This window comes from Acidiphilium sp. MT5, assembly GCF_054767495.1.
This window is the reverse complement of sequence record NZ_BAABMR010000002.1, coordinates 125132-137508: the sequence shown is the minus strand read 5'-3', so window position 1 is coordinate 137508 and position 12377 is coordinate 125132. Positions and strand designations below refer to the sequence as shown.

The 12377-nt window shown below is 58.2% G+C and carries 15 protein-coding genes; 8 read left to right on the top strand and 7 right to left on the bottom strand.

Translation table 11 applies throughout. The features are described 5' to 3' along the window. Positions 1–18 precede the first annotated feature (18 nt). Positions 19–570: a GNAT family N-acetyltransferase gene (locus ACYUCQ_RS02750; protein WP_460252970.1), complete on the top strand. Its 552-nt coding sequence runs from the start codon at positions 19–21 to the stop codon at positions 568–570. 331 nt (positions 571–901) lie between these two features. On the opposite strand, the gene ACYUCQ_RS02745 is transcribed toward ACYUCQ_RS02750, so the two are convergent. The 5 genes from ACYUCQ_RS02745 to ACYUCQ_RS02725 form a co-directional block, all read right to left on the bottom strand. Further along, entirely contained in the window at positions 902–1693 is a 792-nt protein-coding gene (locus ACYUCQ_RS02745) for a hypothetical protein (protein WP_460252969.1), read from the bottom strand. A gap of 425 nt (positions 1694–2118) precedes the next feature. Further along, complete coding sequence (locus ACYUCQ_RS02740; RefSeq protein WP_460252968.1) at positions 2119–2436, bottom strand: hypothetical protein; 318 nt, start codon at positions 2434–2436, stop codon at positions 2119–2121. Between the two features lie 91 nt (positions 2437–2527). Further along, positions 2528–2806 carry a hypothetical protein gene (locus ACYUCQ_RS02735; protein ID WP_460252967.1) on the bottom strand — a complete coding sequence of 93 codons (279 nt, stop codon included), beginning with the start codon at positions 2804–2806 and terminating at the stop codon, positions 2528–2530. Next, positions 2803–3993 carry a DUF4258 domain-containing protein gene (locus tag ACYUCQ_RS02730; RefSeq protein WP_460252966.1) on the bottom strand — a complete coding sequence of 397 codons (1191 nt, stop codon included), beginning with the start codon at positions 3991–3993 and terminating at the stop codon, positions 2803–2805. Before ACYUCQ_RS02730 ends, ACYUCQ_RS02735 begins: the two co-directional genes overlap by 4 nt. A gap of 124 nt (positions 3994–4117) precedes the next feature. Beyond that, a complete protein-coding gene (locus ACYUCQ_RS02725) occupies positions 4118–4900 on the bottom strand; it encodes a LysE family translocator (protein WP_460252965.1) in 783 nt (260 codons plus the stop codon). Here ACYUCQ_RS02725 and ACYUCQ_RS02720 point away from each other — a divergent pair. From ACYUCQ_RS02720 to ACYUCQ_RS02690, 7 genes are all read left to right on the top strand, one after another. After that, entirely contained in the window at positions 4899–5168 is a 270-nt protein-coding gene (locus tag ACYUCQ_RS02720; protein ID WP_460252964.1) for a ribbon-helix-helix domain-containing protein, read from the top strand. The genes ACYUCQ_RS02725 and ACYUCQ_RS02720 overlap by 2 nt on opposite strands. A gap of 2 nt (positions 5169–5170) precedes the next feature. Further along, positions 5171–5518, top strand: coding sequence for a hypothetical protein (locus tag ACYUCQ_RS02715; RefSeq protein ID WP_460252963.1), 348 nt, complete (start codon positions 5171–5173; stop codon positions 5516–5518). Between the two features lie 73 nt (positions 5519–5591). Then, positions 5592–6230: a hypothetical protein gene (locus ACYUCQ_RS02710; RefSeq protein WP_460252962.1), complete on the top strand. Its 639-nt coding sequence runs from the start codon at positions 5592–5594 to the stop codon at positions 6228–6230. A 218-nt stretch (positions 6231–6448) separates the two neighbouring features. Then, entirely contained in the window at positions 6449–6916 is a 468-nt protein-coding gene (gene rpsF, locus ACYUCQ_RS02705) for a 30S ribosomal protein S6 (protein WP_460252961.1), read from the top strand. Between the two features lie 2 nt (positions 6917–6918). Next, positions 6919–7194 (top strand): 30S ribosomal protein S18, encoded by a 276-nt coding sequence (gene rpsR / locus ACYUCQ_RS02700; protein ID WP_460252960.1) that lies wholly within the window; start codon positions 6919–6921, stop codon positions 7192–7194. 12 nt (positions 7195–7206) lie between these two features. Continuing rightward, entirely contained in the window at positions 7207–7770 is a 564-nt protein-coding gene (gene rplI / locus ACYUCQ_RS02695; protein ID WP_460252959.1) for a 50S ribosomal protein L9, read from the top strand. A gap of 132 nt (positions 7771–7902) precedes the next feature. Then, positions 7903–9183 carry a class I SAM-dependent methyltransferase gene (locus tag ACYUCQ_RS02690; protein ID WP_460252958.1) on the top strand — a complete coding sequence of 427 codons (1281 nt, stop codon included), beginning with the start codon at positions 7903–7905 and terminating at the stop codon, positions 9181–9183. Here the strand turns inward: ACYUCQ_RS02690 and gcvP are convergent. Then, positions 9120–12005 (bottom strand): aminomethyl-transferring glycine dehydrogenase, encoded by a 2886-nt coding sequence (gene gcvP, locus ACYUCQ_RS02685; RefSeq protein ID WP_460252957.1) that lies wholly within the window; start codon positions 12003–12005, stop codon positions 9120–9122. The genes ACYUCQ_RS02690 and gcvP overlap by 64 nt on opposite strands. Next, a complete protein-coding gene (gcvH, locus tag ACYUCQ_RS02680) occupies positions 12002–12376 on the bottom strand; it encodes a glycine cleavage system protein GcvH (RefSeq protein ID WP_460252956.1) in 375 nt (124 codons plus the stop codon). The genes gcvP and gcvH overlap by 4 nt, the downstream gene beginning before the upstream one ends. Position 12377: the final 1 nt, after the last annotated feature.

Genomic DNA, 12377 nt, shown 5'->3' with positions numbered 1-12377 from the left:
CCCGCCTAACCTCAAATCATGCCGCCCCTCCCAACCCCCACGCTCCAAACCCCCCGCCTGCGCCTGCGCCCCTTCACCCCAGCCGACATTGCGGCCATTTTTGCGCTCCAAAGCGACCCCATCGTCATGCGCTACGCCGAACGCCCACCCTGGACCGAACAAGCCCAAGCCGAGCGTTTCATCACCGTTAGCCAAGAAATGGCGCAAGAGGGCAGGGGCGCCAGACTCGCCATCGAACGCCAAACCGACGGCGCATTCCTCGGCACCTGCAACATCTTCAACTGGAACCAAACCAACCGCAACGCCAAACTCGGCTACAGCCTCACCACCACCGCCTGGGGCCAAGGCATCGCCACCGAAGCCTGCCGCGCCCTCCTCCACTGGGCTTTTCGCGCCCTCAACCTGCACCGGGTCCAATCCGAAACCCACCCCGACAACATCGCCTCAAACCGCGTGCTCGAAAAACTCGGCTTCATCCACGAAGGCACCCTCCGCGAAGATTGCATCGTCAACGACGAAATAACCGACTCCAAAATCTACGGCCTTCTTCGCCGCGACTGGACGGGATGAATGAGGTGGGTCGATGACTATGCACGAAGGGGGCAAACGTTCACGTTCCGCACACAATTCCAGCATTCGACCGACGGCTATGCGCTCGTGGCGGACGTTAACACTCATTTTGCGATTGCTTGGAAGCGGGCAGTAGGGCGGGATACTCTTCCGCACCCCACTATTCCGGTGTCATACTGGCGACGGTACATGAATTGGTGGATGAATGCCCAGATTACCGGCAAAATCGCGTCGAAGGGGGAACGTATTTCTTTACTGTCGCCGTGGCGAGTCGGCGCAGCGTAAAAGAAATTGCCGCCCTACGCGCTAATACTCCCGAACACAATATGATTTATTTGAGCGCGTCAATAAGCCTTTCAACAAGATTTGGAATGCTGTTCCCGTAGTGCCATGCTTCTAGCCCAGCGCAGATAAGGTAAGGAAGTTTCTTCCCGATCGCCTTGCCTCCTTCCTCTACCATACCGCTTATGAAGACATTTGTTTGATTCAGTGCCCATGAACCAAGCTTTGTGGTGATTTGCAATATGCCATGCCAAGCGTCGTCGAGTACCGAATAGTCGGAGCCAGACAAAACCGCCAGCCGCATCCCTTCGATGGCCCGGAGCGTGCTCGCTTGCTCGTCCCTCGTTATGGGCAGTTCGTCATCGGGCGGCTGATTATGGCCAATGCCACCGTATTGGGGCGAGAATTTCTCGATATCTGCTCTGAGTAAGTCTAACGTAGCGACCAAAGCAGACTGCGCGTCAGCGAACGTCGATGAAACTTGCGAAGCTCCTGCTCTCCTTTCCCATAAGCCTTCGAATAGAGCGGCAACTTCATCAATCAAATTTGCTGCGACGGTCGTGCCGAAAAGACTTACCAGCAGCTCTGAAGCCCGGCCGCCATTGAAAAAGGAGCCTTGGTTAAATCCCACGATAAGAGGGTCTTCCTTAGAAGTAACCTTAACCTCCGTGCTACTTTCCTGTGGGGCGCCTGACGATGCGGGGCCGCTAAATCCGAAGTAGGCGCCGGTCGCAGGTGCATGTGTCGCTAGAAACCAAGCCACCATGGTTTCCTTCTGCACAGCATCCGAGTAGCTTCGAATGTCGGTGAGGCGAATCCCATTTGGAAAGCGAGGGGTCAAAATAAGCGCCGCATCGGCGGTGGTCCCGAGGGGTGGGGTGCCCCCAATTGGTGAGTTTCCAATTGGCCCAGAGCCTATTGGCATAAGAATATTCCTATCATTGCTTCTGGTCTCACAGACTTCGTTGTACGTAAGGCACCATGCCATCAACAAACTTGCCATCCAAGGCCCGCTCTTGGAAATGTGGCCAAATATTTTTAATGACCAAATTTGGTCGGAAGCTATCAGATGATGATTTCACACGCGAACTTCAGCTTTTTGCTCCGACCTACTCAAGACCTTCCGGTCCGCTTCCGGCCAAAACGCGTCAATTCATCCCCACTCAAATCACCCCCGCCAGGAGCAAAACCTCCAACACCTTAATCAACACCCCTGGCACAATCCGCCCCATAGTCCGCCATAAAACCCGCATGCAAAAACAGCGATCAAAGCGATTGGCCAGTCTCAGCTTCCCAATCTTCGCGAAAATCCCACGGCGTATCTTTTCTATACAACTTCCAGAATAAATCTTGAATACCATCTCGAATTGACGGATGTTCAACCCTTTGACTGACATTGCCTCGCTCAATGAACAAAACAACCCAGCTTCCAGCCTTCATTTTCAATAGACACAGCTTGTCATATTGCGTCTTCTCCTGCCCTTCCTGTCCAATAAAGTAGGCATTCTCAGAAACCCCACGACGCGCCCGGGCATACCGGAGTAACGAAAGAACTCTCGCGTCGCGATCAGAATCAACTGACATCAATTGTCCACCTTCAAATTGATGGTATCTGCTCACTAAAACGATTCGCAAAGGCTCTGTGCCGAGCAACCTTAATTGCAAAAAATCGAGCTTATACCGTAAGCAGATAAAGTTTGTGGGCTGCCTTGCTTGTGCTGGCGGGGTCTACGACATCCAGGCCGATGATGTCTCGGGCCAAATGGACGAGTTCCTCATGGATCGCTGCTTCAGTCGGCCTTGCAGCCAGCAGGCGGCAGATCGGCATAACATAGGCATCATATTCATCACGAGCATTTGAAAACGAACTGACGCCAATGGGGTCCCAGTCATTCCATAGGATATCGCTTACGGCTTCTCCGAATAGTGAAATTGCTTCGTTGTCGTTTGTCATGGCGATCCTGGTATAACGGTTACAACGCGGCCCGATTTAATATTCGTTATCACACGAAGATTATTAGTTTGATCGAAATAACCATAGGTCCCTTTGGCTTCATTTACATTAAAAAGATTACCAGGTTTTATGGCATTTTCAACAGCCGAAGGCGGGATACCTCGATTTTGCATCTGGTCCAGCGCGTGTCCTGAGAACTCACGACCATTTATCGTCGCAGGCGTATTTCTTGATGGCTGATACTTCGGGTTTTCCAACTGGTTGCCGCGTCGTCCGGAAAGACCGGTTTCACCGTTGCTTCGGGAAATTGGCTGCGGTTCACCCTCTGACTTTGTCGCGCCCCCCGTATTGCCCTCACCCTGACGCGTGCGAGCAATGATTTTATACAGCAACACCGTAACGCCAAGCGCCAGAACCGCCGTTGCCGCCAGCTTGGCCGCCGTCTTAATATCGGTCCGGGACTTAGCCCGGATCGCCATAATGAACGCTTCGATAAGCTCTTTGCAGGCCACAACCCCGGCCCAGCCAAACTGATACCAGGCTAAACCCACCATCAACGTATCCACAACGGCATCCGCCCCCGGGATCGCCTGGATGCCGCCAAGCACCGCCATCGTCGCCGCCATAATGGCGAGGTTTTCAGGTGTCAGAAACGCCTCGAATTGCTCCCGCGCAGCACCCACTAAATGTTCCGGCACCGCCTTCAGCATCGCCACGATCTTATGTTCGGCAGTCCAGGTGATGACCGGCCCGTCCGCTTCGCCTGTCAGCCTCGCGCGACCATAACGGCTCATCGTCAGCGTCGGGTGACGCTCAAAGTAGAACACAGCCAACAGACCACCCACGACATCGCTATAGAGCCGGTCGATCAAAGCAGGCGTGGGTTCACTGGCGATCGCAGGAGCGAGCATACTGTAAAAATGGCGAATTTTGCCAATATCGATACCGTTCCAGCCGAATGTTGGCTGGCCGTATTTCAAGGCCCTGAGCAATTGCTCAAACTTGACCGTACCAATATGACTTTGATCGAACCCCTGATCCCTAATTTGAAAGCGGCGCGCTGCGACCGCATTCCGGGCCGGCATAACCAGAAATTCGCCTTCGCCATTCATTGAGTCCAGCAACAAGGCTGGCATCGGCGGGAAATGCGAGAGGCTCAAACCGACCGTTTTTTCCAATTTAACCACTCGAATGAAATTAATTCACAGCAAATCGCTACCACGCCGATGACATCTTCGACAAGGCGATCAGCGCTGCTTATTTCCGATCAACCACCCCCCAATCGCCCACCATCCGCGCCAACCCACCCCCTCAAATCACCCCCGCCAGGAGCAAAATCCCCAACACCCCAATCAACACCCCCGGCACAATCCGCCCCCACCGCGCACCATCGCCCCACCCGGTCAGCCGGCCCATCATCGCCCCCGCACTCGCATAGGCAACGAGCGAAAGCGCCTCAATCACCAGCATCATCGCGAGCAAAACCCCCGCCTGCGGAAACATCGGGCGGGCCAAATTCAAAAACGGCGGCAAAAACGAAATCAAAAACACCCACCCTTTCGGATTCGTCACCGCCGTGGAAAATCCTCTCCCCACCAACCCCCGGCGCGAGACCACAATCCCCCCAGCCGAACCCGCCACCGGCGGCGCGAATCCCGCCCGGATCATCGAGGCCGCGACATACAGCAAATAACCCCCGCCCACATACCGCAACAACACCAGCACCAACGGAAACGCCGTCGTCGCCGCAAAAATCGCGGCCATCGAGGCCAGCCCCACCAGCATCACCCCCGCCAGCTCGCCCACCATCAGCCACACCACCCGCCGAACGCCCAAACTCATGCCCAAGCTCAGCGCTAACATCATGCACAGCCCCGGTGAGAGCGCAATCGCCGTATAAGTCGGCACAAATAATAATAACGAAACCGGCCCCATCATCCCCTCATTTTGCTCCGCCGCCGCTATATCCCGCGCGCCACCCAGACGATAGCCCCGTTTGCGCCGCCCCGCTTGAGTCTCCGCGCCAAATTGACCGTGAACCGCTTCTTGACCCTCGGTGCCACTCAGTAGTATTATCGCGCACGAGGGAAACATGACCGCAAAAACATCGATATCGCTGACCGATGACCAGCAAGCCTATGCGCGTTCCCTGGTTGAGAGCGGGCAATTTTCCAGCCTGAGCGCCGTTCTCCAGCGCGGGCTAGAAATGCTGCGGCGTGATCGCGAAATCCAGGATGCGGAACTCCAGGCCCTCCGGTCGTTGATCGACCAGCGGCGTCGGGGCCCATTCGTTGATCTCGAAATGGGCGAGGCCGAAACCCGCGCAATGATCATGCGCAAGCGCCACACGCCAGCGTCTTAACAGTGCAACAATACAGCGTCCGCCGCGCGGCGGATGTCACCCGCGACCTTGATCTCATCGAAGACCATCTGGTTAAAACCTACCAGGAATTCGGCGAGGAATTTGCCAGTGCGGTCGCGCGCGCCGCGTCCCGGATTAACGAAGCCCTGGCCTATATGCGCACATTCGTCACCTACCCGCATCGCGGCACCATTCACACCGAAATTCGCGCGGGACTCCGCACCGTCACCAACCAGAATTTTATCTATTATTTTGAGGTCGATGATCTTTTATCCGAAGTCAGGATCATCGCCATTTTCTTCGGCTCCATCAACCATCAACAGCAAATCATCGATCGCGGGCAAAGCTAACAATGTCTCACCACCCCAACCTTCCCTAATTTGCCCCTTTCGCAGCCCCCCGCCCTTGTGCCATGATAACCAAATGGAGCAATTCGCTAACAACACCGCGCTGCCTGTAGTGGACCGCCTCGACGCGATCATGCGGCTGCTCCGCCAAATCATCGGCCACCCAGAGCACGTGAACCGCCTCAGCCTCGGCCTGAAATGGGCCATCTGGCACCGGCTGCGCTATTTCGCCCGCCGCTTTCGCGCCCTCCACACCAATCCCCCCAAACCCCGCCCACACCGCCGCACCGTCAAACCCACGCCCACCCCGGCGCAAAAACCCGAACGCCCCAAACCCGAACTAAGGGAGCGCAAAGGCTGGCTGCTCACCCTGCTGCCCTGCCATTATACCCGCTTCGCCCGCGGCCAGCTCCTCCAACTCCTCGCCGAACCCGCGATGGTGCCGCTCCTCGCCGAAAACCCGAGCCTGGGCCGCATCCTGCGCCCCATGTGCCCGATGCTGGCAATCCCGCTCCCCGATTACCTGAAATTACCCAAAAAACCCCGCAAACCGCGGCCGCCCCACCCCAAACCGGCGCAAAAACGCGTGCCAAAACCCGCACCAACCTTTTACGAATACATGCTCGCAAAATACCCGCCCCCCGGCCCCAAATTCCGCCCGCGCTTACCCGGCCATCTCTATCATGATCCCCCACCCTTTAAAAACTCGGCCTAAACCCGCCCAATACCGCCCCCAATACCACCCGGGCGCGGCAAAAATTCAGCCCAGCCCTGCCAGCGCCCCCTTGCGTCCCACCCCCATTCCTGTCAGGAGCAAATTCCCTGCCGAGCGCGTGGCATCGCGCCCGGCTATACCCGTTTCCATTGTGGAAAATGGCCCGCCACCAATTCCGGTCGGCGTGCTGGGGTTGAACAAGCCAGAGGGGGAGCAGAATGCCGTTATATGAAAGCGTGCTGATTGCGCGCAGTGAAATCACGCAACAACAGGTCGATACGATTTTCGATGCCGTCGTCGCCCAGCTAGAAAGCGATGGCGCCGAGGTCAAAAAGCGCGAATATTGGGGCCTGCGCAACCTGGCCTATCGCATCAAAAAGAACCGCAAGGGCCATTATGTGCTCCTCGGTCTCGATGCCCCGCCCGCCGCGATCAATGAAATGGAACGCCAGCTTCGCCTGAACGAAGACGTTCTGCGTTTTCTCACCGTCAAGGTCGATGAAATCGAAGAAGCCCCGTCCGCGCCCTTATCGCGCCGCGATGACCGTGAACGCAGCTTCCGTGGCCCCAAGCCCGCCGGGCGCTTTGACAGTGGCCGCCGCCGTGGCCCGGATGATCGCGAAGAATTCCGCGCGCGTGACGAGTTCCGCGCCGATCGCGATGATGATCTGATCGAGGAGGAATAAAAATGTCGGAAGCTACTGATACCAGCCCCGCCGGCCGCCGCGCCGCCGTTGGCGCGCGCCGCCCGTTCTATCGGCGCAAAAAATCCTGCCCGTTCTCCGGCCCGAACGCCCCGGCCATTGATTACAAGGACGTGCGGCTGCTGTCGCGCTTTCTCTCCGAGCGCGGCAAAATCGTGCCCAGCCGGATCACCGCCGTCTCGGCAAAAAAGCAACGCGCACTCGCCCAAGCCATCAAGCGCGCGCGGTTTCTCGGCCTGCTCCCCTATGTGGTCGATTGAGGAGAATAGATCATGGCACAAGTTGAATTGATCTTGCTCCAGCGCGTCGAGCATCTCGGCCAAATGGGCGAAGTCGTTAAAGTCCGCCCTGGCTACGCCCGCAATTTCCTGCTCCCGCAGGCCAAAGCGGTCCGCGCCACCAAGCAGAACCGCGAGCGCTTCGAGCGTGAACGGGTCCAGCTCGAAGCCCAAAACCTGAAACGCCGCGCCGAAGCTGAGCGCGTGGCCGAGCGCGTCCACGGCCTCAGCGTCATGCTGATCCGTCAGGCGAGCGAAGCTGGCTCCCTCTACGGCTCGGTCACCGCGCGTGACATCGCCATCGCCTGCGGTGAAGCCGGCCTGACCATCGATCGCGATCAAGTCAAACTCGATCAACCGATCAAAACCCTGGGCCTGTCCAAAACCCGCGTGGCGCTTCACCCAGAAGTGATCATCTCCGTCACCATCAACGTCGCCCGCACCGCCGAAGAAGCGGAAAAGCAAGCGCGTGGCGAAGCGATCACCCGTGAAGAAGACGAAGATGATGGCGAAAAGCTGATCCTCGGCGAATTCACCGCCGAAGACGACGACGCCTAATTAGCCCCAAAACCGGGCCGTCTTGCAGCCTCCTGCCTGACGGCCCGGTCGTTTTTTCCCAAAACCCCCTTTATCCGACATTGCCGCTTACCTATTTCTGTTCCGGGATGATCTTTTCGGAGAGAAATAATCATGCGCCCAATCGTCAATTGGCTGTTGCGTCGCCTGGTCCAAGACGGCGAACTCACCGTCCGCTGGCCCGATAACCAAATCACCCGCTACGGCTCAGGCGGTCCTCCGAGCGCCGCCATCCACATCACCGATGGGCAGACCGTCCGCGCCATCGCCCGCAATCCTTGGATGGGCATCGGCGAAGCCTACATGAATGGCGGCCTGACCATCCAATCCGGCAGCATCTATGATTTCCTCCGCGTGATGCTCGAAAACGTCGAATATCACCAAAACGAAATTTGGCTCCTCCGCCTACATGCCTCCCTCCTGCATCGCCTCCGCCCGCTCTTACAGCTCAACAACGCAAGCCGCGCCCGCCGCAACGTCGCCCATCATTATGATTTGAATGGTCGGCTCTACGCCCTGTTCCTCGATCGCGAGCGTCTTTATTCCTGCGCCTATTTTCCCAAGGGTGACGAAACCATCGAAGCCGCCCAACAAGCCAAAATCCGTCACATCGCGGCAAAGCTCCTGCTCGACCAACCCGGTCGCACCGTGCTCGATATCGGCTGCGGTTGGGGGGCCACCGCCATCGCGCTCGCCCGCGATTATGGTGCCAAAGTGCTTGGCATCACCCTCTCCAGCGAACAACTCACCGAAGCCCGCAACCGCGCCCAAGCCGAAGGGCTAAGCGACCGGGTCCGCTTCGAGCTGCTCGATTACCGTCTGGTCACGGAACAATTCGACCGGATCGTCTCGGTCGGCATGTTCGAGCATGTCGGCCTCCCGAATTACCAAACCTTCTTCAACACCATCCATCGCTGCCTGAAACCCGATGGTGTAGCACTCCTGCACGCCATCGGCCGGTTCGATGGTCCCGCCGCTACCAGCCCGTGGCTGACTAAATATATTTTCCCCGGCGGTTACTCGCCGGCCTTGTCCGAAGTGTTCGGCCCGCTCGAACGTTCAGGCTTGCGCAGCATGGACATCGAAATCCTGCGCCTGCACTACGCCAAAACCATCGCGCATTGGCGCCGCCGCTTCGCCGCCAACCGCGATACCATCGCCTCGATCTATGATGAGCGTTTCTGCCGGATGTTCGAGATGTATCTTGCCGGCTCCGAATTGGCATTCAGCGTGCAAGACCACATGGTCTTCCAAATCCAACTCGCCCGCCGGCAAGACGCGGTTCCCCTCACGCGCGACTACATCGCCCAAGCCGAACGCCCGATCCGCCGTCAGGCCGCCGCCGCGTATGAAGACACCCCCGCACAGCTACACACCAAGTTCCGATCACCATAAACATTGTCCACCCTTTTGACCGGCGGCCAATATTTCGCCGCCGCGACAAACGGCAACGGAAACGCCGCTTGCTCGCGGCTATAGGCATGGTGCCATTCATTCGCCATCACCTCAGCGGCCGTGTGCGGCGCATTCTTCAGCATGTTATCATCATGCGGTAACGCGCCCGCCGCAATAGCGGCAATCTCCCGGCGGATCGCAATCATCGCATCGCAAAACCGATCAATCTCCGCCTTGCTCTCACTTTCCGTCGGCTCGATCATCAACGTCCCCGGCACCGGCCATGACATGGTCGGCGCATGAAACCCGTAATCCTGCAAGCGCTTGGCAATGTCCTCGACCATCACCCCAGCCTCAGCCTGAAACCCTCGGCAATCGATGATGCATTCATGCGCCACCGTCCCTTGGGTGCCGGTATAGAGGATCGGATAATGCGGCGCTAACCGATGCGCGATGTAATTCGCGTTCAAAATCGCCACCATCGTCGCTTCCGCCAATCCGTCAGCACCCATCATCCGAATATAGGCATACGGGATCGGCAAAATCGCCGCACTGCCGAACGGCGCCGCACTCACCGGCCCAAACCCGCTCGCCGGCCCGGCATCATCACGCATCGGATGGTTCGGCAAATAGGGCACCAAATGCGCGGCCACCGCAATCGGCCCAACGCCCGGCCCTCCGCCGCCATGGGGGATGCAAAACGTCTTATGCAAATTCAAATGGCAAACATCCGCGCCAATCGCTGCCGGGCTGGTCAACCCAACCTGCGCATTCATATTGGCCCCATCCATATAAACCTGCCCGCCAGCCTCATGCACCATCGCGCAAATATCCTGCACGCTGGCCTCGAACACCCCATGGGTCGATGGGTAGGTGATCATCAGGGCTGCAATCCGCGAACGGTGCTCGGCAATTTTGGCGGCCAAATCGGCAAGATCGATATTTCCGGCCTTGTCGCAGCCAATCACCACCACCTTATACCCTGCCATCGTGGCCGAGGCTGGATTGGTCCCATGCGCCGAACTCGGGATCAGGCAAATATCCCGCGCCCCTTCGCCACGCGCTTGCTGGTAGGCGCGAATGGTCAACAACCCAGCATACTCGCCTTGGGCCCCGGAATTGGGTTGCAGTGAGACGCCAGCAAACCCGGTGATCCGCGCAAGATCGCGGCTCAAACGCTCAATCAAGGCGAGGTAGCCACGCGTTTGCGCGGCGGGCGCGAACGGATGGATATCGGCAAAGCCCCTCCAGGTCATCGGGATCATTTCTGCTGTCGCGTTCAATTTCATCGTGCAGGAGCCTAAGGGGATCATGCTCCGGTTCAGAGCGATATCTTTGTCTTCCAGATGTTTGATATAGCGCAGCAACGCATGCTCGGAGCGATGAACCTGAAAAACCGGCGCCGTCATGAAATGGCTATGGCGCACCAGCCCGTCCAAGGATACCGGCACGGCCCGCAGGGTGCCGCCCAGCACGGCCGCGAGCTGTTCGATTTCCGTGTGGGTCACTGTCTCGTCGAGCGTTATCCCCACCGCATCATCACCGACGCGCCGGAAATTGAACCCAGCCTCTAACGCTACCGCGACGATGCGGTCGGTCGCAGGTCCGGTCTCAATGGTGATTGTGTCAAAAAACACGGCGTGACGGAGCGAAAATCCTGCCGCCTGCGCTGCTCCTGCGATCAGCCGCGTGGCCAGATGCACACGCTGGGCAATTCGCGTGAGCCCTTCTGGCCCATGCCAAACGCCGTAAAATCCAGCGACCACGGCAAGCAAGACCTGGGCCGTGCAAATATTCGAGGTCGCTTTTTCCCGCCTGATATGCTGTTCGCGGGTCTGCAAGGCGAGCCGCATCGCCGGTGCGCCGGCGGCATCGACAGAAACGCCAACCAACCGTCCGGGCATGTGCCGTTTGAGTGATTCACGGGTGGCAAAAAACGCAGCATGCGGCCCGCCAAAGCCCATCGGCACGCCGAAACGCTGACTTGAGCCGACCACGATATCCGCCCCCATTTCACCGGGCGGGGTGAGCAGTGCCAGCGATAGCGGGTCAGCCGCGACGATTGCTAACGCGCCAATTTGGTGTGCGGCGGCAATTTCCTCGGTCAAATCGCGCACGGCGCCCGTACTACCGGGATATTGCAGCACCAGGGCGAATGGTTTGGCGCGGGCAATATCCGCTGCGTTGCCGGGCTTGATATCCACTAACGTCCAGCCCAGTGGTGCGGCGCGGGTTGCAATCACCGCGCGGGTTTGCGGATGCAAATCGGCGGCGACGGCAATGACGCTTGATCCGGCGCGATGCACGGCATGCGCTAACGCAACCCCTTCGGCGGCGGCGGTCGCTTCATCGAGCAGCGAGGCATTGGCGATTGCCATGCCGGTGAGTTCGGCCATCATGGTCTGGAAATTCAACAAGGCTTCCAGTCGTCCTTGCGCAATTTCGGCCTGGTAGGGGGTATAGGCGGTATACCATCCTGGATTTTCCAGAACATTTCGCAAAATGACCAGCGGTGTCACCGTGCCATGATAACCAAGCCCGATCAGGCTGCGCTTGACTTGGTTCGGCGCGGTGAATTGGCGCATATCATCCAAAATCTCGCCTTCGGTCAGCGGTGCGGGCAAATCCAGTGATTGCAGATTGCGAATCGCTGCTGGGACGGTGCGGGCAATTAGCGATTCTAACGAGGAATCGCCCAATTCGCGCAGCATAGCCTGCTGTTCGGCTGCATTGGGGCCGATATGGCGCAAGGCGAAACGATCTTCGGCCAGCAGCGCGTCAAAACCGGCCAGCGTTTCGTGGGTTTGGGCACCGGTGCTCATAGGGACTTCACCAAATCAGCGTAGGCAGCCGCATCCATCAGCGTGGCGAAGGCGGCGGGGTCATCGAGGCGTAGCTTGAAAAACCAGGCTTTGCCTTCGGGGTCGTTATTGACCAAGGCCGGATCATCGGTGAGGGCGGGATTGGTTTCACTGACAACGCCCGCTAACGGCGCGTAGATATCGGATGCGGCTTTGACGCTCTCGACCACTGCGCAGGCTTCGGCGGCGGCGACTTTGCGGCCGGGTTCGGGCAGTTCGACGAACACCACGTCGCCCAGCGCCGATTGGGCGTGATCGGTGATGCCAATAATCGCTTCCGCGCCATCGAGGCGAACCCATTCATGATCTTGGGTAAAACGTGTTTCGGTCATG